Raw genomic sequence first — 23,748 nt, 5'->3', positions numbered from 1 at the left:
AGCCCCAAACACTGGATGTTGTGATGTTGCCGAAGAGTCATCATACATTTAGTTGTCGTTAACCTGTCGCGATGATAAATGAACCTCAGAGGTTGATTTTTCGCGCGGCAAGGTTAACTGGCTAGGCAGGATAGGAGGCAGAGATGAAGCTCACGCCCTTTGGCCAAGCTCTCCGGGCGCTGCGGATAGAGCGCGGACTTCGCTTGCTCGACATGGCGAAGACCCTCGGTTGTTCGTCGGCATTTCTTTCCGCCGTAGAGACGGGTCGCAAGTCAGTACCTCCCGCCTTCTTCGCGAACATCGTGAATGAGTACGGCTTGGCAGTTCCTGAAGTGGAGAGCCTTCGTCGAGCGCTAGACCGCACGAAAAAGGAAGTGAAGCTCGATGAGGTCTCGGACGAGAACCGAGAATTGGTCGCGGCATTCGCGCGAAAGGTCGATGAACTTCCGCAGGACGTAATCGATGAGCTGAAGAAGAAAGTCTTCAAGTCGTGCTCGGGAGAAACGCCATTTCTCCGTAGGCGACGGGGTATTCGCGTTCCAGCTCACACGACGCTCACTTTGTGGGACTACGCCGACAAAATTCGATCTGCCTTCGTTGCGGACGATGAACTCGAATTTCCCGTCATGGACGTGCTCGAATTTCGGATGCAGCGGTTCTTTCCTGAGTTTTGTTTTGACGTCTGGGACGCAGACGAAATGGACGGCGACGAGGGACGTGTCATGGCCGGACTTGATGGCCTGATCTTGCGGCAGGACGTCTATGAGCGAGCTTGGGATAGGCGCGGGCGCGATCGCTTCACGGCATGCCACGAACTCGGCCATTACTTGATGCATCGCCACATTCCGATGGCCCGCGCATCTGCGCCGGAAGACAAGATCTACACGGACTCCGAGTGGCAGGCGGATACATTCGCCGGCGCACTCTTATTGCCGCGCCGACACGCTACGAGATTTCAGGAGCCAGCAAGTGCTGCTGAAGCGTTTGGAATTACCGAGCATGCAGCGGAGGTCATGCTCGACAAGTATAGGCGGAGGGATGCGCTCTAAACAAATAAGCGGCCCCAAGACCTGACCGTCTGGTGCCGCTCTAGGAATTTCGTGCTGGGTTAAGGCTTGCTGGCACGAGACGCCGAGCCGATGCTTAACCACTGATTGCTTAGTTGAGAACGAGCAAAATAGTGGCGCAGGCAGCTTAAGGCAAGGTGAAACATCGCCGCGACGGAGGTCGCAATGCACAAGCGTGCTTTGCCAAAGCCACCGCCAGGGTACCGGTACATATTCCGGCCCTGGAGGCGGGACCGAAATGGGCGTGTAGTTTACGCGTACCAGTTCGGCCTGAAGGCTTTTCCGATCTTGGTCCCTGAGTAGGGACTGACGGCGGCGGCGTCTCGGGAAACCGAGGCGTCGTTCGTCGTTTACGCCCGAGTTGGAAATGTGGTGCCGGCCAGTTGTGATGCGAGATCGGCTAAAGGTGCCGCCCTGTTCCGACGAGTTCCGAGAAGCGCGTCGATCTTGAGATAAAGCGCGCCTTGGATGCCGCCCTTGGTGGACTTGCGGATTTCGGTCTCGTGCAGGCCGTCTGTCACGAAGTAGCGCTGCGTGGTGCCTTTCAGATCGTAATAGCTCGTGGCTTCGATCACGGCTGTGATCCGGGCTAGGCGCTCTTCGGTGATTTCGCCGAACTCGGCGGGACCTTGCGGGGCGGCTTTGCCGTCTTGGTAGGAGCACACGATGACGGCGACGATATCGCCGATAAGAGAGACAGTGCGGTTCTTGTAGATGCCGAGATATCGGCAGCCGCTTCGTGAGGGGCGGTTCACGGCGTCGTAGTAGAGGCCGAAGCGCTTGTTCTCTTCGTAGGACTGGCCACAGGGGACGACGAGAAGCCAATCGTCTCGCGATTCCAAGAGGCCTTCGCCACGTAGATAGTCGACGTAATCCGTGACGATCGCGGAGAGCGCTGTCTCGTACTCGGCGCACTGGCTTTGCAGAGCGTCGGCGAGATCAACGAATGTGACCCACTTGAAAGTGACGTTCTTCTCGCGCGCGGTGGCGGCGAGGCGTTCGGCTTGAATGGGTTCGACACTGCCCGAAGTCAGGCCAAGTAGAACCGTGACACCGTCTTGTGTCGCGGCGATGCTGTTGATGTGGCGTTCGATTTGATCCGCATCGAGTGACGCGCCCAGTTTGGTCTCGACATAGATGCGCCACGGCGTCTGATAGATGTGCGCGTCTGGAACGCTTTGCGATCCCTTCACTTGCTGATCGAATTGAACGCCTATGGCGATCTGCGTGTCTTCGAGGAGTGTGTTCAGAACCGCCTGAAGCTTTGCCGGCGAGACTTGGTAGAGGTGCCGCAGCACCAGCAGTGTGTTGTTGGTGGCGTGGTTCTCGCGCTGCGAGAAGCGTTGGAAGTGCGAGACAGCGGTCATTCGGCAGCCTCCAAACGAATTGCCTCAGAGGGCGTGAGAGCCTCCGCGAGCAGTGCATCGAGCAAGCGACCGCGTTTTTTGGCGGCGGTGGTAAGGCTCGCCTCCAACTGGTCGCAGAGAGTCATGAGTGCGTCGACTCTGGCAACGATGCGGCGCTGTTCGGCAAGCGGCGGAAGCGGAATCGGTGTTTGCTCGATAAGACCAACATTGAGTGTTGGCTGCGCGAGGGTTCTCGTTGCTTCGCTGAAGTAGGTTTGCGCGGGGTCGCTGCGCAAAACGATGAGCAGATATTCTCTTAAGATCTCGGATATCGGTGAAATTCGCGCGACCGCACGGGCAATGTTTGCACCAGCCCACGACTGCGGAACGACCCCAAGCTTGCCAATACTTCCGACTACGCAAACAAGAATTTCACCTCCTCGCAGCCTTGTCCGCGCATAGGCCTGTTCAACTTCAGGAGCGATCGTTTTGTTCGGTCGTTCGGGATGGCCAGAAAGAGCTAAATCTTGCGCCCGAACAAACGGCACTCCATCGGGCACTTCTTCCCCTGGCACCAACACGCCGTAGGAAATCGTATTCTCGGGGTCGACGAGATTTCCAAGTCGCTCGGTCACCCAACTCGACGGCAGGTTGGGGTCCGCTTCCAGGCCACCATAACCATCAAGTTTTTTGGCGCGGACTTTTTTCGCCTTCACAAGCGCCGCGCGACGGGCCATCGCGTTGCTCAGCGTCGTTGTAATCGGCTCGTCGTTCGGGTCTTGCGGCACGAGTTTTCCGCGCACGGCGAGGTTTAGGATGGTTTGGCGGAGTTGCTTGATCTGGTCGGGGCGCGTGGTGAGGGCGGGGAGCGCGTCGAGCGCGAAACGAGCGTCAGCATGAAAGGTATCGGGATGGGGTGTGTTGAGGCGGGCGAGGCTCGCCGCTGCAAGTCGGTCGCGTGTTGCTTCGCGTGTATGCCGCGCCGCGTCCAGCCGATCGCAGAGGCCCATCAATTCATCGACCTTGGCCACGATGCGGTGCTGCTCGGCGAGCGGCGGAAGAGGAATGAGCAGTGCTTCGAGTTTGCCTTTTGTGATGTGCTGAAGGCCCACGCCGCCGTGTGCCTTGGCGATCATTTCGTCGAGGCGTCCGTTGATCGCGAGGCGCAAGAATGGCGGGAAAAACGCCTTCGTCTTGAAGTCACAGCGAAATATATGCTGGTTCAGAACTGCAGGGCCGCGGTCCCAAATGAATGCACCGAATGATGTACCCGGCGTTCCAGACCAGCTTATCAGGAATGAACCGTTGTCGATTAGGGACCGTTCGCGCGCCATGTCAGGACTGCAGAAGTTGAAAGGTGCTTCCGCATTGTTCAGATTTTGGATTCGGACGATGCGTAATCCCGCCTTTGCCCAATCGGTTGGCTTGAAAGCCATACCATTGAGGAGCTCCAACTGCTCGCCGATTTCAGTCCACTGCCAGTTTCCCGGTAACTCAAGCGGCGCACCGAGATGATCTGAAGTCTTGTAGTCTCTTGCCGGTTCGTCGTTCGGGTTCTGCGGCGCAAGTTTGCCGCGTACGGCCAGATCAAGAATGAAGCGACGCAGCCGTTCGATCGCCTCTGGCGCGTCCGCCAATCGCTCATAGTGCTGAAGCAGGCGCTCCGCGTTCATCGGACGAGCGCCTCGGCGAGGATCGCCTTCAATTGGTCGCGCAAGCTCGCGGCGTCCCGCTCTGCCGCGTCGAGGTCCGTCAGTAGCACCTCCGGGTCGCCGTGATCGTCGGCTATGGCGTGGGGGTTCTTAAAGTCGAGATTGTAGCTACGCGACTTCACCTCGTTGGCAGTGACGCGCCAAGCTTGCGGCCCCTCTTCGCGGCCTTTGCGCTCTTTGCCGCCCCACCAGTCGATGCAGGGCTGGAGATGCTCGAAGCGGATCGGCTTCGTCATCGAATAGGCTTTCTGACTCTCGGGCACGCGATGTTCGTAGAACCAAATGTCTTTGGTCGGTTCGCCTTTCTCGAAGAAGAGGAGGTTGGTGCCGATTGAAGCGTAAGGCTTGAACACCGAGTTGGGCAGGCGAACGATGGTGTGGAGATTGCACTCCTCCATCAGGTGTTCCTTGAGCCGTGTCTTTACGCCTTCGCCAAAGAGCGTGCCGTCCGGAAGCACCACCGCTGCGCGCCCGCCTGGCTTCAATAGGCGCACGATAAGCGCCAAGAAGAGATCGGCGGTTTCCTTGGTTCGAAATTGCTGCGGGAAGTTGGACTCGATGCCGTCTTCCTCACGTCCGCCAAAGGGCGGGTTCGTGAGTACCACATCGACGCGGTCGCTCTGCGTGTAGCCGATGTAGGGGCGGGCGAGCGTGTTGTCGTGCCGGACAAAGCTCGGGTTCTCGATGTTGTGCAGCAGCATGTTCGTGACGCACAGCATGTGCGGAAGCTGCTTCTTCTCGACGGCGCGTAAGCCCGCCTGCATCTTCGCCTCATCCTCAGGGCGCTTCACATATCGATCGCGCATCTGCCGGATGGCGCAGGTGAGAAAGCCGCCAGTGCCGCAGGCGGGGTCGAGAAGAATCTCGCCGGGCTTTGGATCGATCCGATCTGCCATGAAGGCCGTCACGGCGCGCGGCGTGTAGTATTCGCCCGCATTGCCCGCGCTCTGCAGGTCGTTGAGAATCTGCTCGTAGATGTCACCGAAGTGCTGGCGCTCTGAGAGATTGTTGAAGTCGATGGCGTTGATCTTGTTGACCACCTGCCGCATCAACTGGCCGGACTTCATGTAGTTGAATGCGTCCTCGAACACATCGCGCACGACGCGGCGGCGATCGCCGCCTTTGCCGGACTGCGTGAGGTTCTTGAGCTTCGGGAATAGCTCGCCGTTGATGAATGTGAGTAGCTCTTCGCCTGTTATGCCTTCGGGATTTGCAGCCCAGGCCCGCCATTGGAGTTCGGCAGGGATCGGCGAACGATAGGTCTTGTCGAGAAGCGCCAGCTCCTTGTCCTGGTCGTCGATGATCTTGAGGAAGAACATCCAGCACAGCTGCGAGATGCGCTGCGCGTCACCATCAACGCCACTGTCTTGGCGCATGATATCTTGGATGGATTTGACGGTAGTGCGAACGGACAAAGCTACTGATTCCCCTCGTTGTAGATCGCTTCCTGAAGCTCATGCGCGGCAGCCTCGAATTTTTCAATGCCGCCAAATGCGCCAATGAGCTGAACGGGCGTGCCGAGAAAGGAGATCGGCGGAATCTTCAGGACGTTGGCGTCGTCCAGATTGAGAACGCCTTCGTCTTGGTACTTTTGAAGCAAGGCGCTGAGGACCGCTCGCGCTTGATCGCCGTAGCGTGTGAAGAAGTCTCGCTTACGAACGCTCTCGGCGCGCTCTTTGCGCGTGAGAGGCGGCCGATCGAAGGCGATGTGACAGATGAGATCGAACGGATCGAGGTTCTTGCCCGTCTCATCGGCGAGCACCTCAAGAGTCAGTCCTTCCTCGCTCAGTTCGTCAATGATGGCTTGCTTGCGTTCGGTGGACTTCCAGCGTCTCAGGAAGTCGTCGAGCGACGCGAAGTGTCGTTTCAAGGCCTTGCGCGTGAAGTCGCGCAAGCTCTCGGTGACAAGCCGACCATGCTCATCGAGGTATTGGACGCGCTCGCCGACGATCTGGGCATCGACGCCGTCAACGTAGATCTTGCGCCGCTCTTGAACGCCACCGCCGAAGTCGATGTCTGGAGGCTCCGGCGCGTCGAGGACTATTTCGTCCAGGTCCGGGCGAGCCGGAATAGGATCGTCCTCGTCGTTGACGATCGGGGCGTCTTCCGGTGGCGCAACGGGATCGTTGTCGCCTGGCTCGTAGATTTGCACAGGGTCGCCATCGAACGTGGGATCGGCGAAGTGGTTGGTCGCACCCCTGAAGTCGAGCAGCGTGAAGTAGAACTTGCGCGTATCCTCGTGGACTCGCGTGCCACGACCCACGATCTGCTTAAACTCAGTCATAGAGCCAACGGCGCGATCGATGGCGATAACGCGGCAGGTCTGTGCGTCCACTCCCGTTGATAGGAGGCGTGAGGTGGTGACGATGACCGGGTACTTCGACTCGGGGTCGATAAAGTTACCGAGCTGCGCCTGGCCTTCGGTGTCGCTGCTTGTGATGCGCATGACATAGCGATGGTTTTGATCGACGAGGTCCTTGTTCTCGTTGATCAGCGCTTGGCGCATCCGCGCCGCGTGCTCCTCATCGACGCAGAAGACGATCGTCTTTTGGAATCGATCGCCGCTTTCCTTGAGGAAGTCGGAGACCTTCTTGGCGACGATCTTGGTTCTGTCGTCGAGAACTAAGGTGCGATCGAAGTCGCGCTGATTGTAGATGCGATCCTCGATCTCCTCGCCGTCGCGATCGACCGCGCCGGCTTCGGGGCGATAACCCTCGATATCAACATTGATGTGGACCCGAACGACCTTGTAGGGCGCGAGGAAGCCGTCGCGAATGCCTTGGCGCAATGAGTAGGAATAAACGGGAGCCCCGAAATAATTGATGTTCGAGGCGTACGCCGTTTCCTTTGGGGTCGCGGTCAGCCCGATCTGCGTCGCCGCTGAGAAGTAGTCGAGAATTTCGCGCCACGCCGCATCTTCGGCGGCGCTGCCGCGATGGCATTCGTCGATAACGATGAGGTCGAAGAAGCCGGGCGAGAATTGCTTGTAGAGCTTCTTGCGTTCTTCGGGGCCGGTCAGCGCTTGATAGAGGCCGAGATAAATCTCGTAAGCGGTATCGACGCGGCGCTGATTGTCGATCGCCGTGGCGAGTTCGACTGTCGAGCCGTCAGCACGCTCGATGGTGCCGGACTTAGTGCTGAGTTTCGCCATCGCTGGGCCGAAGGGCCGGAAGTCGTTGACCATCGTCTGATCGACGAGGACGTTGCGGTCAGCGAGGAAAAGGACGCGCTTCTTCTGCTTCGCTTTCCATAGACGCCAGATGATTTGGAACGCTGTGTAGGTCTTGCCTGTACCCGTTGCCATGACGAGCAAGGCGCGGTTCTGACCCTTGGCGATAGCCTCCACCGTCGCGTTGATGGCGTTGACCTGGTAGTAGCGCGGGGCCTTGCCGCTGCCGTCGTCATAATAGTCCTGAAGGACAATCTTCTCGGCGTCGGCTCCGAGATTCTTCCACTGCCGGTAACGCGCCCAAAGCTCTGCTGGGGACGGGAAGGCGTCCAAAGCGATGTTCGCTTCCTTTGTAGGGCTGAACCCGGTGCGGTCGTGAAATAGGAAGCCGTCGCCGTTGCTTGAAAAGACGAAGGGGATGTCGAGGGTCTCGGCATACTCAAGCGCCTGCTGCATCCCATCGCCGACGCTGTGGGTGTTGTCCTTCGCCTCGATGATCGCGATCGGGATGTTGGGCTTGTAGTAGAGGATGTAGTCGGCGCGCTTGGCTTTGCCCCGGGTGACGAGCTTTCCCCGCACAATGATGCGGCCTTTCGTGAAGCTCACTTCCTCGCGGATTTGAAGCTGATCGTCCCAGCCAGCGGCGATGACGTTAGGGGTTATGAATTTCGAGCAGATGTCACGCTCTGTGAGCGACCTCTTATCCATCGATCTTCCGCCCGGAGCCTCACTGCTCGTACCCTGTGCATATATTGGGCGGCAAAAGACCGGGAGCGCAACCCTAGAGTAGTGCCCCCGGTCCCAAGTTGATCCCAAGTATGAGATAGCTCTATCAGTCTATAGATTGATGCTGTTCTTTTCCTCTTTTCACTTCCGATTATCGTTAGCTTCAGAGCCTTCACGATTTCGATGCTGATCAATGGTTCTTGGCGCGAGCTTGCCTGTCATCAGTCCCGGCGATGCATCTCGAGCCCGCAAAGAGATTGGAGCGCCAGGATATGAGTCCTCATACCTTTGCTGCTGAGTATTCACGCTAGGCTAGCACGCGTCCGCGCTCCGGCCGCAGAAGCGCGGCTCGCCGTCCTGCATTCGGAAGAAGCGGTTGGTGTTCTCACCACAGTTGATGAAGTAAACGCCGGCTACGTTGACGCTCTTGTTGGCATCGTCGATGCGCGTGCATTGGCCCGAGTTGAGAAGCTGCAAAGCTCCAGCGCGAAGCGCCTCAACATCGGCTTCGGTGTGGCCGTAGTCTCCCACGCCCGGTAGCGCCGCGAGGCGAGGGTCGCTCGCCGTGGCAGATCGATCGCCCTCGGCGGGCATTGTATCGGTCAGATGGGAAAGCCTGACCCAGCGCGGATCGAGGTTCGGAGCGGTGACACGAGCCCAGTCGCCTTCGACAGCGTAGATATCGAGGCGTTGTCCTCGGTAGATGCGGTTGACCACCGGCCCATCCGGAGCGGACCGCTCCTCTGTCTCCAGGGGTTCGACGTAGGCGGTTCGAGTAGGCGCGCTCGACACTTCCTCCGCAACCTCAATCGAAACTGGGTCACGGCTCGGACTTGGATTGCTCTGAGACGCGGCGAACACGACCACTATGCCGAGGGCGAGCCAGCCAAAGCCAAGGGCGCGCGCGAGCGTGGAATGACCACGTCTGAGAAGCGCCCAGACAAAGACTATTGGCAGCAGGAATATTCCCACTCCCAGAAGTACCCCGACCTTTTGCTGCGCGTTCTGATCCGCCATCGATGCACCCTCCGATAGTCCAAATTCGTATTATTCGGTCTTGGTATCAAGGCCATCGCTCCTTTGGGGAGCGGCGGCGATGCCGAAGTCCACGTTCACTGATGCTTATGGGTATGCGGTCGACACCCTGATCGCCGCGCGTGACGACGCGAGTCTCACCCAGGCGGAGTTAGCGGAGCGTCTCGGCAAACCGCAGCCCTTCGTGTCAAAGTACGAACGCAAGGTGCGCCGTCTCGATGTGGCGGAGTTCTGCGCTATCGCGCGGGCGCTCCGGCGCGATCCCGTCGAGCTGTTTGCGGAAGCCGTTAAGCGCATGCCGAAGCGGATCGAAATCTGACCGCTGGGATTTCGGGGTCGCCCTAAGTGTCCCGGAAAATTTTCGATCTGCGCGCCGAGCGGGCGGGAATAGGGCCCGGTCCTTTGCCCGAATAGAGCCGAGTCGAGAGAGTCGTGTTGGGTTTTCGACTCGCCCCCGTTGCGGTCATTTCGTGCGGATTGCACCGCCCGTTTCATCTGTGTCGTTGGAACTGCGGGTTTGCTCCGGCCGCACTGCTTCGCGAGCGGCCTGCGCATTTCATGACCTGAAATGACGCCCAAGGTGTTGCGACTCCCTGTGTGGAGGAGAATGCGCCGCGCCAAGCTGTGGCAAGTTTTTGGAAGACCCGGATTCGTCAAAGCTCAAGCTCGTCGTCGATAGTCGGGTTGAAGGACCGGAGGCATTCATCGTTGAGACGCAAGAGTTCTTCGACCCACGCATTCTGAAGCTGTCGCTGAGCTTCGATATTGTCGCCCGCTGGCGCACGCTGATTCTTGAAGGCGTCGAACGCTGCTCGGATCGATCGGACGAGATCGCTCCATGTCCAGTGGGTAGACGTACCAGAGCACTCTTGCAGTTCGCGGCGAATGTTGCCGCGTAGGTCATAAGGTCCGCCGGAGACGGGGGATTGGAACAACCATTCTTTCGCGTCACGACCCGGCGCAATTGCATGCACAGCCATTTGACTGAGAGCTTCCCAATGCGATGTGTTGGAGCGGTCGCAGCTAGGCGGGCAAATCGTCTCGTCGGTCCAATTCACGTCATGGACACGTACATGTCGCGCCGCGCTCACGTTCAACTGAGCCAAGAAGAGTAGGCCAATCATGCCGGACCAAGGCCAGCTCATCTCTCTGGACGCGGCGTATATCTGGCCAAGCGTTTTGGCATGCAGGAGCACCTGCTTGCGCCGTGGGGCTACAGGGGGCGCTGATCGGGCGAGGGGATTAGCGTGAGTGAAGTTGCGCTCCGTCGCCCAATAGAGGAAAGCGCGCAGTCTTTTGTGAAGCACAGTAACTGGGGTCCGGCCCTGTAGGGCGGCCGGGGTGAGACACGCAACGAAGTCAGATCGTCCAAGTGTGCTCAGCCGCTTTGACCCAATGGACGGAATGACGAAGCGCCGCATGAGCGCGTCATCTCGTTGCCAGTGCTTGCTTGGGGCAAAGGGTCGGGCATATTTTTCATACGCGTCGGCAACGCTTATGGGTGTCAAGCCCGTCTCGCTTGGCAACGTCACGCCCAAGTGCCTCAAGCGAGACAGTTCTGATGCTTTGAGCCGCGCATCGCTGCAGGAGATTTCTCCCACAAGCCCGATAGGTTCCTTCTTGGGCTTTTCCCATTCATCGAGCGCCTTTGCGCGAAAATAGTATCGCTTGCTCGTGCCTCGTAGACGAAGGTGTAGGTGAGGCTGCTCCGTATCGCGCACCCACCATTCTGTGTGAGTGTCTGGTAGCGCAACGCTCATCGCGAACGTGTCTGTGAGATAGGCGCTACGTGGGGGCGCTTCACTCTCAAATGACGGTGTCTGGACATCAGCCCAGCAAAGGACTTCGTCCGAAGGGGTATCGGCCATTTTTATGCTCGGGGTTAAACGACGACCCGATTTCTCGGGTCGTCGTAATTGTCGTCACTACGGTTTCACAACCTGAGCGCCGACGAGGTCGGCGATCTGGCGCGTTGTGAGAGAGGTGTAGAGACTGGGGCCGGAACCGTTTGCGTAAACGATTGCGCCCTCATGTCCGTTGGGCCGAGCGCCGATGATTTGCGATCGGCGTACAAGCACGCCTTCGCCGCTAATCGCAGGCAAGAAGACAAAGCCTTGCTCGCGTGATGCACCCTCTTGGTCTGACATGATGTCGCTCCATTGAGGGACGAGGAAAATCCCCGCCCCTCAAGTAGAACCACACCCTCAGTGGGCGTCAACTCGCGAGTTCAAGCACCGTGGCCTGATCGTTCGCCACGTCAGACCGCGCATTTGAATTGGGCTCAGATGCGGCGGTCATCGTGATAACTTCTTCGGGCGTGATTGCCCCGACACGAGGGCGTCTGCGACGTTGCGCTCGCGGTTTGCTTGGCACCTGAGCGCGTCGAATGTCTTCGAGGTAGGTCGGAAGCCAAGCAAGAAAATCGGGAATCCAGATTCGCACTTCGTCACCGATAGTGCAGATGGGTGGTGGGTTCTTGCTGCTCAGCTGGGTCGCCAACTGCGATGTGCCACCCGCAAATAGGCGCTGGGCTTCCGGCAATCTAGTGGCTTCACCGAGGCTCACAAAGTTCTTGATGCTAGTCGTCATGGGGTTCTTCCTTCATGTCGAGCGATAGTTCGACGTGCTTGTGAATGGTCCCCGCATGCGCGCTTCAAGCCACGCCCGAAGCTCATCCTCAAAGTGGACCACGCGCCGCCCGCATTTATGATACGGAGGCGCATCGCCACCACGCGAAGCATAGGTCTCGAGCGTCTTCACGGAGCAGGGCCAGCCATGCTCCGTGAGAAATGCTGCTGCTTCGCGCCGGGTGAGAATCTTGCGCATCGGGGCTCCAACCACCGACACCGCGCCGATGGTTGGAGTATATACAGTGGACGGCGACAAATCCTCACCGGCCAGCGGCGACTAGGCAGCTTCTTCGTCGGCGCGCGCGCTCTGATCGGTAGAAACAACGTTCATGGTCGCCGCAACTCGATCAGCGACATCGTCGGCTGCTCGTGTCGAATTATTGTCGAGCACGTGGGCATAAACTGCCAGTGTAGTTCTCGGGCCAGCATGTCCCATCAGCGCTGAAACCGCCGCAATGTCGTGACCTGAAGACAGTGCGAGAGTCGCGACCATGTGCCGCGCATCGTACCGGACAACGTGGGGGAGTTTTGCTCTGGTCCGCGCCTCGTTCCAGAGTTTCTTCGATCCTACAAAATTGCCTTCACCTCGGGTGGCAGGGAAGACGTAGGGACTGTCAGTTCGCGGCTGGGCTTTGATGAGCTCGATTGCTTGTCGCGACAGAGGACGACGCGAATAGCCGGTCTTTGTCTTCGACAACCTTAGGCAGGCGTTCTCTAAATCCACTTCTTCCCAGCGAAGCGATTCAATCTCGGAGGGGCGAGCCCCGGTAAGCAAGAGTAGGCGGATAAGATCCAAGCCAGCCTTGTTGGTTCCGGCCGCTTCCATCTCACTCAAAGCTTTGGCGAGAGCGGCCACTTGCTCGGCGGTTAGGTAAGAATGCCGTTTGCCAGCCTTCGGCTTGCGCGCCCCCGTGACGGGATTGGTTGGTAGGATGCCGAGTTCGACGGCGTACGCCAGGATGATGGAGAGGTCGCTGGCGACCTTTAGCGCCGCACCCGCGCCACCTTTCGCGACAATTCTTCCTCGCTTCTTGTCCGAGGGCGCTCGCCTAGCGGTTTCGCCATTGGTGACGCGCTTCAGCACCTCGTTGACGACAGCAACGCTCACTTCGCTGACGCGCTTGGCGCCAATCAACGGCAACACGTGATTGCGCAGGCGGCCAAGAGTGTAGGCCTTGGTCCGAGCAGCCATCGGCTCGCCGCTTCTGCGACCTGGTGGGTTCTGACGGTCCCAAAGATCGATTAGCTCGCTAACCTTCAGCTCTCGTCGTCTGGCCTGGCGCTCGGCCTGAGGGTCTTTGCCGTGAGCGACGTCAGCTTGGAGCTTCCTTGCGACGCGCCTCGCTTCGTCGGGCGCAAGGCTCGAAACACTTCCGATCGTGAGCCGGCGTTTAGGCGATCTCCGGCCGCCACCGCCGGGCCGGTACTCGAAAATGTAGGATGCGAAGCCAGAGGCGGTTTGGCGTATTCCGAAGCCGCGAAGCTCAGTGTCGAAATGGAAGCGCGTGCCGTCCGCAGGGGACAGCGAGTCCACGAAACGTTTCGTGATTTTCGCGCGCGCCATATCGAGAACTCAGGTTCGCGTGTAGCCACCGTGTAGCCACCGCATATCAAACTAGAACCTGAATTAGCGAGCCGCGTCAAACTTGGAAATGGCTCCAAGGGCTTGACTTCGTGTGGTTTTTCAAGCTCCGTCAAAGTCGATCAAGCGACCTCAAATCCGGCCGAAAATTATTGCCAAGGTTGGGGTCGTGAGTTCGAATCTCATCGCCCGCTCCATGTTTTCACGGACATTTTTGCGATGCGCGCCAAGCCTGTGATGGCTTGGGCGATTGTGCGTGGGCGTGGCCCGGGCCTAAGCAGGGCCGGAACTTGCGCCCAGGAGCTTGGCAGCTTTGATCTCGATCGCGCCCATTCGCGGCATCGGCGAAGTCGCCGTGGGGGCGGACCTTGGCGCCCTGGTGCTGGATGCGCTGCGCCCGTTCGCACCGCTCAAGCCCGACGACATCCTGATCGTGACGCAGAAGATCGTCTCCAAGGCCGAAAACAGCTTAGCCGATTTGACCGAGATCGCGCCGAGCGCGCGCGCTGAGGAATTGGCGGGCGTCGTGAAGAAGGATGCCCGCCTGGTCGAGATGGTGCTTCGTGAGAGCAGCGATGTGGTGCGCGCCGTGCCGCATGTGCTGATCACGCGCCATCGTCTGGGCTTCGTGATGGCCAATGCGGGCATCGATCAATCGAACATTGGGCCGGGCAAGCCGGAGCGCGTGTTGCTATTGCCGCGCGATCCGGATGCGAGTGCTGCGCGCTTGCGCGCGGTGATCGCGGCGGCGTTTGGCCAAGAGATCGGCGTGGTCATCTCGGACAGTTTTGGCAGGCCGTGGCGCGACGGCGTTGTGAATGTGGCGATTGGCGCCGCTGGTGTAGCGTCGGTGCGCGATCAGCGCGGCATTGCCGATCGCGATGGGAGGCCGCTTGAGGTGACGCGCGTGGCGTTGGCGGATGCGATCGCGGCGGCGGCGGGTTTGGCGTCCGGCGAAGCGGCGGAATCTGTGCCGCTTGTTTTGATGCGCGGGTGTGATCCGCATGCGGAAATTGCTTCGCCGGCGCAGGCGATTAATCGGCCGATTGAGCAGGATCTCTTTCGATGAGCGGACGCGTTGTTGTTCTCACCGGCGGCGTTGGCGGCGCCAAGCTCGTGCTTGGCCTGTCGCACGCGATCGATCCGGCTTCGATCACCGCGATCGTCAATACGGGCGACGATTTCAGCCATGTCGGCCTACGCGTGTGCCCGGACATCGACACGTTGCTCTACACGCTCGCGGGCAAGTCCGACGAGGTGCGCGGTTGGGGGCGTGCGGGCGAGACGTGGAATTTCATGGACGCGCTCAAATCGATCGGCGGCGAGGATTGGTTCCTGCTCGGCGACGGCGATCTGGCGCTGCATGTGGAGCGCACGCAGCGTCTGGCGCGTGGGCAGAGCGTGTCAGAGATCACGGCGGCGTATGCACGCGCTTGGGGTCTAACGCAGGAAGTTCTGCCGATGTCGGATGATCCGGTCGCGACCTGGCTTGAGACGGATGAAGGGCGGCTGGAGTTTCAGCGCTATTTCGTTGGACGTCGTTGCGCGCCAGTGGTGAACGCGATCGAGTTTGTCGGCGCTGCGCAAGCGCGGCCGGCCGAGGGCGTGTTGGAGCGTATTGGCGCAAGCGACACGCGCGCGATTTTGATTGCGCCGTCTAATCCGTATTTGAGCATTGATCCGATTTTGGCTGTGCCAGGTATTCGCGAGGCGTTGCGCGATGCGAAAGCGCCGGTTGTGGCTGTATCGCCGCTCGTGGGCGGTCAGGCCGTGAAGGGACCGACGAAGAAATTGATGGACGAGCTCGGCCTCAAAGCAACGCCGCACACTATCGGGGCGCACTACGAGGGCGTGCTCGACGGCATTCTGTTGGACGAACGCGATCAAGCGAGCACCGCGCCTACCTTGCGCCATGCTTATGCGGACACGCTCATGAAGAGCCTCGAGGATCGCGTCCGTGTCGCGCGCGCAGCCCTGGCGCTCGCAGACGAGATCGCAGCCTAGCGCGCGGGTGCGGCGGTAGCGGCGAGCCAGGCTCGCGCGAAGGCGCCGGTGTGCGAGTCTGGGCGCTCGCTTGCCAGCGTGGCAAGATCTTCGACCCAATCGACGTCGCGCGTGAGCCCCGGCGTTTCCAGAATGACTAAGCGCAAGCCAGCGGTGCGTGCTTGATCCACGTGGCGCGCGAAGCTGTTGGCGCCGAACATCGGTTCGAACGTGAGGCCCGCGCGGAGAAAGATCGCGCCCGTCCCGCCATGTTGCGTGGGTGCGATAGCGACGTCGGCTGTGCGAAGCGCGACTTCGCTCTCTTCGAAATCGGCGGCCGAGAGATAAGCGAGATCGCTTGGCATTAGGACGCGCGGTTCGTCGTACCCAATGTGCGCGAGCGCTTGTGCGTAAGCGCCATTGAGCCCGTCGCCGGTGCGTTCGACGATAACATGGGCGCCCGCTGCGCCGGCGATATCGGCGAGCTGCGGCGTTGGCGTCACCAGCCAAACGTCACGATCTTGCGCGGAGTCGAGCACGTCGCGCAGCAGGCATTCGGCTAGCGCTTCGCGCGCGTCAGGCGAAAGTGCCGCTGCGCAGCGCGATTTGGCGTCGCGCCCGCCGCGCGCCGCGAAGATCACCTGCAGGGGGCTCGAAAGCGCATCCATGACGCGAATGTGCGCGTGGCGGTCGAGTGGCGCAAGCGCGGTCCGCCGATCACGCACGAACCTGGCAAGTACGAGGCGCAAACGGTCAGGTCATGGCGCCGCCGCCGTGCCACGACCTTCGGTGAAGCGGATTTGAAGGGATGCGATCGTGAAGAAGCTAGACGGTAAAGTGGCGCTGGTGACGGGCGCGGGTCGCGGCATTGGCCGCTCGATTGCGCTGAAACTGGCCGCCGATGGCGCGCGCTTGGTGCTGAACGATCTGGACGAGGCGCCGCTGCAAGAAGTCGCCGCCGAGATCAAAGCGCTCGGCAGCGAAGTGGAGCTTGTGCCCGGCTCAGTGACGGCGCCCGATTTTGGCGATCGTTTCGTCAAGGCCGCGCTCGATCGCTTTGGCGACCTGCACATCATCGTCAACAATGCGGGCTACACCTGGGACAGCGTCATCCAAAAGATGTCGGACGAACAATTCGACGCAGTGATGGACGTGCATCTGAAGGCGCCGTTCCGCATTCTGCGCGCCGCCGCCGAACCTATCCGAGTTCTGTCGAAGCGCGAGGCCGAGCAAGGCAAGCGCTTCGTGCGCAAGGTGGTGAACATTTCCTCCGTCGCCGGCACGACCGGCAATCCGGGCCAATCAAACTACGCCGCAGCGAAAGCGGCGATCATTGGCTTGACCAAAACCTTGTCGAAGGAATGGGGTCGCTATCGCGTGGCCGTGAACACAGTGGCGTTCGGCTACATCCAAACCCGCATGACCAAGGCCTTCGAAGAAGGCGACACAGGCATCGAGATCGAAGGCCGCAACATCAAGATGGGCGTGCCCGCGGCGGCGGTTGCCGAAGCCGACAAGCTCATTCCGCTCGGGCGCGGCGGCACGCCGGACGAAGCGGCCGGTGCGGTCTATTTGTTCTGCATTCCCGAGAGCGATTACATCAGCGGCCAAACCATTGTGTGCGGCGGCGGCATGGGCGCCGTCGCCTAACGGAGCGCTCTCATGACTGTCCTTCTGGAGGAGCGTTTCGACGCGGTACTGCTGCTAACGCTCAACCAGCCGGCGCGGCGCAATCCGATGTCGGACCAGCCGACGGTCGAGGCGCTCGTCGACGCCTTGGCGCGTGCGGAGGCGGCGGGCGATGTGCGCGCCATTGTGTTGACAGGCGCTGGCTCGGCGTTCTCCAGCGGCGGCGACATCGATGGGTTGAAAGTCGGCGTGGGGCTCGTGCATGAGCAAGGGGTGGAGACACGTCGCGCGTATCGCGTCGGCGTGCAGCGCATCCCGTTGGCTTTTGAAGCGCTCGAAATCCCAACCATCGCTGCCGTGAATGGCGCGGCGATGGGCGGTGGCTGTGACCTCGCCTGCATGTGCGACATCCGCCTTGCAGGCGAGTCCGCCTATTTCGCCGAGAGCTTCGTGAAGCTGGGCCTGACGCCCGGCGACGGCGGCGCATGGTTGTTGCAGCGCGCGGTGTCGTTCTCAAAGGCCTGCGAATTGGCGTTCACGGGCGACCGCATCAGTGCGCAAGAAGCGTTGGCGTGCGGGTTGGTTTCTCAAGTGGTGCCCGACGCGGATTTGCTGGAGACAGCGCTCGGCATTGCGCGCCGCATCGCCGCAAATCCTCCGAACGCCGTTCGCATGACCAAGCGTCTGATGCGCGAGGCGCGCACCAGTACGCTGGCGGCAAATCTGGAATTGGCGGCGGCGATGAACTCGCTGGCGCACGCAACGCCGGAGCACCAAGCGGCGCTCGCGGCGTTCCGTAAGCCGAAGGTTTAGGCCTTTTCGCGCAGACGCAGGCGCTCTTTCGCGGCGGCGATTTCAAGCTGGGCGATGGTGCGGTTGTGCACTTCGTCCGGGCCGTCGGCGATGCGCAGTATGCGCGTGTGCGCGAACATCTGCGAGAGCGGCGTGTCCTGCGAAACGCCCATGCCGCCGAAGGCCTGGATCGCATCGTCGATCACCTGCAGCGCCATGCGGGGCGCGGCGACCTTGATCATGGCGATCTCGCCGCGCGCTTGCTTGTTGCCGACCTTGTCCATCATGTCGGCGGCCTTCAGCGTCAGCAGGCGGCACATCTCGATGTTGGTGCGGGCTTCGGCGATGCGTTGCTCCCACACTGAATGCTCGATGATGGCTTTCCCGAAGGCTTTGCGCTGGATCAGGCGCTCGGTCATCATTTTCAGTGCGCGCTCAGCAACACCGATAGTGCGCATGCAATGGTGGATGCGGCCTGGGCCCAAGCGGCCCTGCGCAATTTCGAAGCCGCGGCCTTCGCCGAGCAGCATGTTCTCGACCGGCACGCGTACGTTCTCGAGAATGATCTCGGCGTGGCCGTGCGGCGCGTCGTCAAAGCCGAACACGTTGAGGAAGCGCTTCTTGGTGAGGCCTGGCGCGTCCGACGGCACCAGGATCATGGATTGCTGCGAATAGGTCGGTGCGTCTGGGTCGGTCTTGCCCATCAGGATAAAAAGCTTCGCGCGCGGGTCGCCTGCGCCCGAAGACCACCATTTGCGGCCATTGATGACGTAATGATCGCCGTCGCGTTTGATGCTGGTTTGGATGTTGCGCGCGTCGGAGGATGCGACGGCCGGTTCGGTCATCAGGAAGGACGAACGAATTTCGCCTTCCAGAAGCGGCTTCAGCCACTTCTCCTTTTGGTATTCGCTGCCGTAGCGATCGAGCACTTCCATGTTGCCCGTGTCGGGCGCGGTGCAGTTCAGCGCTTCGGCGGCCCAATAGACTTCGCCTAGAATTTCGGCCAGCGGCGCATATTCGAGATTGGTGAGGCCGGCGCCGTGCTCGCTGTGCGGCAGGAAGAGATTCCAAAGGCCCGCCGCGCGCCCTGCCTTCTTGAGCTCTTCCATGATCGGCGGCGTCTGGAAGCGATCGCGGCCTGTGCCGAACGCCGCCATCTGTTCATGATAGACGTGCTCGATCGGATAGATCTGCTCGTCCATGAAGGCGCGCACGCGGGCTATCAGGTCCTTCACGCGTGGCGAGTAATCAAAATCCATCAGACGTCCTCAAGCGCCCCGTCAACGCGGGGAGGCGGACGGCTTAGCGTGTTTCTATGCTACGCAGTCCAATTCTTCGGACTTGTCCAATGATGTCTTTTCCTCAGCCAAACCTTCCGGGCCGCAGTGACGGCGACGCCATTCGCGCGGCGACACGCCGGTCCAGCGGCGGAAGGAGCGGGAGAAAGAGCTCAAATCCTCGAAGCCCAAACGGAAGCCGATCTCGCTGATCGGCAGCGCCACGTCTTGCAGGTGTTGCAGCGCCAGGCTCTTCTGCGTTTCGTTGAGCATCTGACGGTACGTCACACCTTCCATGCGTAGGCGGCGCGAGAGCGACGAGCAGCTCATATTGAGGCCCTTCGCCACCGCCTCTTCCGAGGCGCGACCGTTGCGCAGCAACGAAAGGATGCGCGACCGCACGATGGTGCGGAATTCACCGGAGCCGAAGTCTTCCAGATATTGCGCGATCATACGCTCGCTGATCAGGCGGATTTCTGGGTTCGCCGTCGGCAGCGGCTGCATCAGCTGCGCCTTCTCGAAGACGATCATGTTCTGCGGCGCTTCGAATTCCGTGTCGGCCTGGAAGCAATAGGAATAGCGATCGCGCGCTGCCTTGCTGTTGACGGGGCGACGCAGCGACACCTTCACAGGCTTAATTTCGTCGTTGGAGATGAGATCGAATACGCCAGCGATGAACGCCATGAACATCTCGAAACCTTCGTCGTTGACGGCGGGCTCGCACACGGATGTCAGCGTGTAATATTTCGAGCCGACTTCGATATCCAAAGCGGCGGCGGTGCTGATCACGTGGAAATGACGCTGCACGAGCCGACACACTTCATCGAGGCTCGACGCGGCCATCATGCCGTAGCCCAGCGAATGCAGCGCGTGCGGCTTCAAGCATTTGGCGGCGCGCAGGGAAATCGCGGGATCGTTGGTAAGCGTGCTCGCGCGCGTCCAGATATCGCGCATGATGTCGTGCTGCAGGCGAGCGCCCGATGCGGAGAGCCGCGGATCAATCACCTTCTCGGTACGGCAGAGCTCGTCCCAGTTGTGACCTTCACGTTGAACAGCCGTGGCCAGCGCGCCGACCCAGCTTGCCAAAATGGTGTGCTGACCATCCTGATTTGACGCCATCGAGTGCTTCCTCCGCGCTCGTTTTTGCTGCGCTTTGTTCTCTTATTTTCAAAACTGTATGGCTGATGCTGCGATCTGCCAAGATGACAAAGGCCGTTGGTCTCTATTTCTCTCCACTGAGCTCAGTAAGCGCCGAGGAGACCCGTCTCCCTATGCAATTCCCGTCAACAACTTGGCCCAAGGCTGCGCGCGGAGCGTGCAAGGCATGATCGACGCCTCAATTAAACTTGAGGACGCGTTCGATCGGGCGACGGGCCGCGTCTATATGACGGGCATGCAGGCGCTCGTGCGGCTGGCATTGTTGCAGGCGGAATCCGACAAAAAGGCTGGCTTGAATACGGCTGGGCTGATCTCCGGCTATCGCGGCTCGCCGCTTGGGGGATTCGACACCGAGATCGACCGCAACAAGAAGCGCCTCAGCGCGGCGAACGTGTTGTTCCAAACCGGCCTGAACGAAGATTTGGCCGCGACCGCGCTGCTCGGCACGCAGCAGGCGCAGCAATTCGGGACGGCGCGTTACGACGGCGTCTTTTCCATGTGGTATGGTAAAGGCCCGGGCGTTGATCGCTCCGGCGATGCTTTCAAGCACGGCTTGCGCGCGGGAACTTCCGAGCATGGCGGCGTGCTGGTCGCCTTTGGCGACGACCACGCTGGCAAATCCTCCACGGTCGCGCACCAGAGCGATCCTTCGCTCGCGGCGCTCGGTATGCCGGTGCTCAACCCGGCGACGCTCGAAGAGGTGATGCAATACGGCCTCTATGGCTGGGCGGCGTCGCGCTTCAGCGGGCTGTGGGTCGGCCTGAAGTGCGTGAACGAGACGGCCGAAGCCACGGGCGTCGTCGATATTGGCGCGGTGCTGCGCCCGTTCGTGAAGCCGCAGGACGTTGAGCTCCCGCCTGGTGGGCTCAATCTGCGCATTGCGTTTGACGTGGTCGGCGATGAGACACGGCACATCCGCTATCGCCTGCCGGCGATAGAAGCCTGGGCGCGCGCCAATCCGATCGATCGCGCATTGGGCGCGAAGAATGCGCCGCTTGGCGTCGTCACCTCCGGCAAGTCCTATCTCGACGTGCTGGACGCGCTGCGTCTGCTCGAGTTGGACGAGGCTGGCCCCGTCGCGGTTTACAAAGTCGGCCAGATTTATCCGCTCGAGCGCCAGGGCATTATGCGCTTTGCCAGCGGCAAGCGGGAACTTGCGTTCATCGAAGAGAAAACGGGGCTCGTTGAGCAGCAGGCGCTTGGTTTCCTGTTCAACATGGCCGAGGGCCAGCGGCCGCGCGTTGTCGGCAAGCTCGACGAAAAGGGTCAGCCGCTCGCGCCGATGCATGGCGTGATGGACGCGCGCGATGTCGCGATCATCATTGGCGAACGCTTGCAAGCGCTCGGCCTTGCCACCGAATCTGTGTCGCAACGTGTCGCGCGTCTGCGTGAGAGTAAGGAGGCGCAAGCGTCGGGCGCGATCGGCAAGGCTAACCGAACGCCGTGGTTCTGCTCTGGCTGCCCACACAACACCTCGACCAAAGCGCCCGAAGGCAGCAAAACGCTCACCGGCATCGGCTGCCATACGATGGCGATCTGGATGGAGCGCGATGCGCTGCCGCCGGCGCAGATGGGGGGCGAAGGCGCGAACTGGATCGGCATGGCGCCGTTCGTGAACACTGAGCACGTGTTCCAGAATTTGGGCGACGGTACGTACAATCACTCAGGTCTGCTCGCGATCCGCGCCGCGGTGGCGACGAACACGCGCATCACGTACAAAATTCTTTTCAACGACGCTGTCGCCATGACGGGCGGTCAAAAGCACGACGGTCAGCTCACCGTTGGCGACATCGTGCGCCAAGTGCAAGCGGAGCGCGTCGACCGCGTTGTCGTCGTGGCCGAAGATCCGTCGCGCGTGTCCGGGCCACAGCTGCCAGCGGACGTGGCGCTTTACCATCGCGACCGCATGGACGAAGTGCAGCGCGAGCTGCGCGAGCAAACGGGCGTGACGGTGCTGATCTACGATCAGACCTGCGCCTCAGTGCTGCGCCGTCAACGCAAGCGCGGTTTGGCCGAAACGCCGTCGCGCCGGGTCGTGATCAATGAGCGCGTGTGCGAAGGCTGCGGCGATTGCTCCGTACAATCGAATTGCACGTCCGTAATTCCGAAGCCGACCGAGTTCGGCTTGAAGCGCGCGATTGATCAATCAAGCTGCAACCGCGATTTCTCCTGCGTGAAGGGCTTCTGCCCGTCGTTCGTGGAATTGGATGGCGCTGAGCCGGCTGCGCGCGCTGCGCAATTCAACGTCGCCGCCGCACTCGCGGCCGTGCCCGCACCCGAATACAAGCCGCACGGCGACATCACCAACGTGCTCGTCGCTGGCATTGGCGGCACGGGCGTTGTCACCGTGGGTGCGCTCATCGGCATGGCCGCGCACCTCGAAGGCGGCAAGCTCGCGGCCTACGACATGACCGGTCTCGCGCAGAAGGGCGGCGCGGTTTACAGCCATGTGCGCATCACCAAGAACGGCGTCGCCGACGAGTTCGGCCCACGTCTGCCGCCGCATGGCTGCGACGTGCTGATTGGTTGCGAAGCACAGGTTTCTGTTGCGGGCGACGCGATTGCGTCGATCAGCGCTGGCCGCACGATCGCGTTCCTCAACGAAGACGTGTTGGCGCCGGGTGCATTCCAGATCGGCGCGCCGGTCGCGCTGACGACGGATGGCTATCGCGCCACGCTGGATAGCGTGCTGGGCGCTGGAACGACGGACGCAGTACCGGCGACGGATTTGGCGAAAACACTGCTCGGGGACGCTGTCTATGCCAACGTCATGATGCTCGGTTACGCCTTCCAGAAGGGCGCGCTGCCGTTGACGGCGGAGGCGATCGAGCGTGCAATCGAACTCAACGGCGCGAGTGTGGCGAAGAACAAGGCCGCGTTCCATATCGGCCGTATCGCGGCCTACGATCTGAAAATGCTGCCGGGCCGCAAAGGCGCGGAGCCTGTACCCGACTTGACGCTCGACGAATTGATCGAACGCCGCGCAGCGTTTTTGACGGCCTATCAAGACGAAGCTTACGCGGCGCGCTTCCGCGAACTCGTGTCACGCGTACGTGCTGCTGCTTCGGCGAGCGGCGCCGGTGAGGCGTTCCCGCGCGCCGTGGTGGAGAATTTCTCAAAGCTGATGGCCTACAAGGACGAGTACGAAGTCGCGCGCCTTTATTCGGACGGCGCGTTCCGTGCGCAATTGGCGCAGGATTTCTCCGAGCCGCGCAAAGTTTCGCTCTATCTCTCACCGCCGCTGATCGCACCGAAGGATAAGCGCACCGGGCACGCCAAGAAGATCAAGTTCGGGCCCTGGGTTTTCCCGGTGCTGGAAGTGCTCGCGAAGTTCAAAGGCCTGCGCGGCAAATCCTACGATCCGATCGGCTGGACGGCGGAGCGCCGCGAGGAGCGCCGCCTGATCGTGGAATACGAAAGCACGATCGCTGACATCAGCGCGCGCCTGAACAGCGCCAACGCGGCCATCGCGACTGACGTGGCGCGTGTTCCGGAAGAGATCCGCGGCTTTGGCCATGTGAAGGAACGCTCATTGAAGCACGCTCGTGCGCGCCGCGCGCGCCTGCTGCAGCGCTTTGAAGCCAAATCCAGCGCAGGAAGTTCCGCGGCGACCAGCGCAACCGCCGCCGCGGAATAGAAGAC

19 protein-coding genes are annotated in these 23,748 nt (G+C 60.8%); 7 read left to right on the top strand and 12 right to left on the bottom strand.

Going from position 1 to position 23,748, the window contains the following annotated elements:
* The first annotated feature begins 143 nt into the window (after window positions 1-143).
* The gene (locus EPJ54_RS11680) at window positions 144-1,049 is read left to right on the top strand and encodes an XRE family transcriptional regulator (RefSeq protein WP_135211886.1); all 906 of its coding nucleotides are present in this window, start codon (window positions 144-146) and stop codon (window positions 1,047-1,049) included.
* A gap of 368 nt (window positions 1,050-1,417) precedes the next feature.
* On the opposite strand, the gene EPJ54_RS11675 is transcribed toward EPJ54_RS11680, so the two are convergent.
* The 5 genes from EPJ54_RS11675 to EPJ54_RS11655 form a co-directional block, all read right to left on the bottom strand.
* Window positions 1,418-2,434 (bottom strand): hypothetical protein, encoded by a 1,017-nt coding sequence (locus EPJ54_RS11675; protein ID WP_135211885.1) that lies wholly within the window; start codon window positions 2,432-2,434, stop codon window positions 1,418-1,420.
* Window positions 2,431-4,086: a restriction endonuclease subunit S gene (locus EPJ54_RS11670; protein WP_135211884.1), complete on the bottom strand. Its 1,656-nt coding sequence runs from the start codon at window positions 4,084-4,086 to the stop codon at window positions 2,431-2,433. Before EPJ54_RS11670 ends, EPJ54_RS11675 begins: the two co-directional genes overlap by 4 nt.
* Window positions 4,083-5,540 carry an N-6 DNA methylase gene (locus tag EPJ54_RS11665; protein ID WP_135211883.1) on the bottom strand — a complete coding sequence of 486 codons (1,458 nt, stop codon included), beginning with the start codon at window positions 5,538-5,540 and terminating at the stop codon, window positions 4,083-4,085. The genes EPJ54_RS11670 and EPJ54_RS11665 overlap by 4 nt, the downstream gene beginning before the upstream one ends.
* 2 nt (window positions 5,541-5,542) lie before the next feature.
* Window positions 5,543-8,002, bottom strand: a complete 2,460-nt coding sequence (hsdR, locus tag EPJ54_RS11660; protein ID WP_135211882.1) for an EcoAI/FtnUII family type I restriction enzme subunit R — start codon at window positions 8,000-8,002, stop codon at window positions 5,543-5,545.
* A 330-nt stretch (window positions 8,003-8,332) separates the two neighbouring features.
* Window positions 8,333-9,037, bottom strand: a complete 705-nt coding sequence (locus EPJ54_RS11655; RefSeq protein WP_135211881.1) for an SH3 domain-containing protein — start codon at window positions 9,035-9,037, stop codon at window positions 8,333-8,335.
* 79 nt (window positions 9,038-9,116) lie between these two features.
* Here EPJ54_RS11655 and EPJ54_RS11650 point away from each other — a divergent pair, with 79 nt between their 5' ends.
* A complete protein-coding gene (locus EPJ54_RS11650) occupies window positions 9,117-9,374 on the top strand; it encodes a helix-turn-helix domain-containing protein (protein WP_135211880.1) in 258 nt (85 codons plus the stop codon).
* Between the two features lie 334 nt (window positions 9,375-9,708).
* Here EPJ54_RS11650 and EPJ54_RS11645 read toward each other — a convergent pair whose 3' ends face one another.
* From EPJ54_RS11645 to EPJ54_RS11630, 4 genes are all read right to left on the bottom strand, one after another.
* Window positions 9,709-10,200 (bottom strand): hypothetical protein, encoded by a 492-nt coding sequence (locus tag EPJ54_RS11645; protein WP_135211879.1) that lies wholly within the window; start codon window positions 10,198-10,200, stop codon window positions 9,709-9,711.
* A gap of 780 nt (window positions 10,201-10,980) precedes the next feature.
* Window positions 10,981-11,202, bottom strand: a complete 222-nt coding sequence (locus EPJ54_RS11640; protein WP_135211878.1) for a hypothetical protein — start codon at window positions 11,200-11,202, stop codon at window positions 10,981-10,983.
* A 67-nt stretch (window positions 11,203-11,269) separates the two neighbouring features.
* Window positions 11,270-11,644, bottom strand: a complete 375-nt coding sequence (locus EPJ54_RS11635; protein ID WP_135211877.1) for a hypothetical protein — start codon at window positions 11,642-11,644, stop codon at window positions 11,270-11,272.
* A 318-nt stretch (window positions 11,645-11,962) separates the two neighbouring features.
* Window positions 11,963-13,249: a site-specific integrase gene (locus EPJ54_RS11630; RefSeq protein WP_135211876.1), complete on the bottom strand. Its 1,287-nt coding sequence runs from the start codon at window positions 13,247-13,249 to the stop codon at window positions 11,963-11,965.
* Between the two features lie 322 nt (window positions 13,250-13,571).
* Between EPJ54_RS11630 and cofE the strand changes: the two genes are divergently transcribed.
* Together cofE and cofD are read left to right on the top strand one after the other, a co-directional pair.
* Window positions 13,572-14,336, top strand: coding sequence for a coenzyme F420-0:L-glutamate ligase (cofE, locus tag EPJ54_RS11625; RefSeq protein ID WP_239590884.1), 765 nt, complete (start codon window positions 13,572-13,574; stop codon window positions 14,334-14,336).
* Window positions 14,333-15,271, top strand: coding sequence for a 2-phospho-L-lactate transferase (gene cofD, locus EPJ54_RS11620; RefSeq protein ID WP_135211875.1), 939 nt, complete (start codon window positions 14,333-14,335; stop codon window positions 15,269-15,271). Before cofE ends, cofD begins: the two co-directional genes overlap by 4 nt.
* Here the strand turns inward: cofD and cofC are convergent.
* Window positions 15,268-15,975: a 2-phospho-L-lactate guanylyltransferase gene (cofC, locus tag EPJ54_RS11615; protein ID WP_135211874.1), complete on the bottom strand. Its 708-nt coding sequence runs from the start codon at window positions 15,973-15,975 to the stop codon at window positions 15,268-15,270. The two genes, cofD and cofC, sit on opposite strands and share 4 nt — an antisense overlap.
* Window positions 15,976-16,066: 91 nt before the next feature.
* Here cofC and EPJ54_RS11610 point away from each other — a divergent pair, with 91 nt between their 5' ends.
* Window positions 16,067-16,900 carry an SDR family NAD(P)-dependent oxidoreductase gene (locus EPJ54_RS11610; protein WP_135211873.1) on the top strand — a complete coding sequence of 278 codons (834 nt, stop codon included), beginning with the start codon at window positions 16,067-16,069 and terminating at the stop codon, window positions 16,898-16,900.
* 12 nt (window positions 16,901-16,912) lie between these two features.
* Entirely contained in the window at window positions 16,913-17,692 is a 780-nt protein-coding gene (locus tag EPJ54_RS11605; RefSeq protein WP_135211872.1) for an enoyl-CoA hydratase-related protein, read from the top strand.
* Here the strand turns inward: EPJ54_RS11605 and EPJ54_RS11600 are convergent.
* On the bottom strand, window positions 17,689-18,930 hold the full coding sequence (locus EPJ54_RS11600) for an acyl-CoA dehydrogenase family protein (RefSeq protein WP_135211871.1): 1,242 nt from the start codon (window positions 18,928-18,930) through the stop codon (window positions 17,689-17,691). The genes EPJ54_RS11605 and EPJ54_RS11600 overlap by 4 nt on opposite strands.
* Before the next feature lie 54 nt (window positions 18,931-18,984).
* Window positions 18,985-20,067 carry an AraC family transcriptional regulator gene (locus tag EPJ54_RS11595; RefSeq protein ID WP_135211870.1) on the bottom strand — a complete coding sequence of 361 codons (1,083 nt, stop codon included), beginning with the start codon at window positions 20,065-20,067 and terminating at the stop codon, window positions 18,985-18,987.
* 205 nt (window positions 20,068-20,272) lie between these two features.
* Here EPJ54_RS11595 and EPJ54_RS11590 point away from each other — a divergent pair, with 205 nt between their 5' ends.
* The gene (locus EPJ54_RS11590; protein ID WP_135211869.1) at window positions 20,273-23,743 is read left to right on the top strand and encodes an indolepyruvate ferredoxin oxidoreductase family protein; all 3,471 of its coding nucleotides are present in this window, start codon (window positions 20,273-20,275) and stop codon (window positions 23,741-23,743) included.
* The last annotated feature ends 5 nt before the right edge of the window (window positions 23,744-23,748 follow it).

Origin of the sequence: Vitreimonas flagellata (genome assembly GCF_004634425.1) — a bacterium.
Lineage (GTDB): Bacteria > Pseudomonadota > Alphaproteobacteria > Caulobacterales > Aquidulcibacteraceae > Vitreimonas > Vitreimonas flagellata.
This window is presented reverse-complemented; position numbering and strand designations above follow the sequence as displayed.

What these genes read in the sequence shown, in the direction of transcription:
- EPJ54_RS11680 (WP_135211886.1), top strand. Translation starts at nt 144, where the DNA reads ATGAAGCTCACGCCCTTTGGCCAAGCTCTCCGGGCGCTGCGGATAGAG.
- EPJ54_RS11675 (WP_135211885.1), bottom strand. Translation starts at nt 2,434, where the DNA reads ATGACCGCTGTCTCGCACTTCCAACGCTTCTCGCAGCGCGAGAACCAC.
- EPJ54_RS11670 (WP_135211884.1), bottom strand. Translation starts at nt 4,086, where the DNA reads ATGAACGCGGAGCGCCTGCTTCAGCACTATGAGCGATTGGCGGACGCG.
- hsdR (WP_135211882.1), bottom strand. Translation starts at nt 8,002, where the DNA reads ATGGATAAGAGGTCGCTCACAGAGCGTGACATCTGCTCGAAATTCATA.
- EPJ54_RS11655 (WP_135211881.1), bottom strand. Translation starts at nt 9,037, where the DNA reads ATGGCGGATCAGAACGCGCAGCAAAAGGTCGGGGTACTTCTGGGAGTG.
- EPJ54_RS11650 (WP_135211880.1), top strand. Translation starts at nt 9,117, where the DNA reads ATGCCGAAGTCCACGTTCACTGATGCTTATGGGTATGCGGTCGACACC.
- EPJ54_RS11645 (WP_135211879.1), bottom strand. Translation starts at nt 10,200, where the DNA reads ATGAGCTGGCCTTGGTCCGGCATGATTGGCCTACTCTTCTTGGCTCAG.
- EPJ54_RS11640 (WP_135211878.1), bottom strand. Translation starts at nt 11,202, where the DNA reads ATGTCAGACCAAGAGGGTGCATCACGCGAGCAAGGCTTTGTCTTCTTG.
- EPJ54_RS11635 (WP_135211877.1), bottom strand. Translation starts at nt 11,644, where the DNA reads ATGACGACTAGCATCAAGAACTTTGTGAGCCTCGGTGAAGCCACTAGA.
- EPJ54_RS11630 (WP_135211876.1), bottom strand. Translation starts at nt 13,249, where the DNA reads ATGGCGCGCGCGAAAATCACGAAACGTTTCGTGGACTCGCTGTCCCCT.
- cofD (WP_135211875.1), top strand. Translation starts at nt 14,333, where the DNA reads ATGAGCGGACGCGTTGTTGTTCTCACCGGCGGCGTTGGCGGCGCCAAG.
- EPJ54_RS11605 (WP_135211872.1), top strand. Translation starts at nt 16,913, where the DNA reads ATGACTGTCCTTCTGGAGGAGCGTTTCGACGCGGTACTGCTGCTAACG.
- EPJ54_RS11600 (WP_135211871.1), bottom strand. Translation starts at nt 18,930, where the DNA reads ATGGATTTTGATTACTCGCCACGCGTGAAGGACCTGATAGCCCGCGTG.
- EPJ54_RS11595 (WP_135211870.1), bottom strand. Translation starts at nt 20,067, where the DNA reads ATGGCGTCAAATCAGGATGGTCAGCACACCATTTTGGCAAGCTGGGTC.
- EPJ54_RS11590 (WP_135211869.1), top strand. Translation starts at nt 20,273, where the DNA reads ATGATCGACGCCTCAATTAAACTTGAGGACGCGTTCGATCGGGCGACG.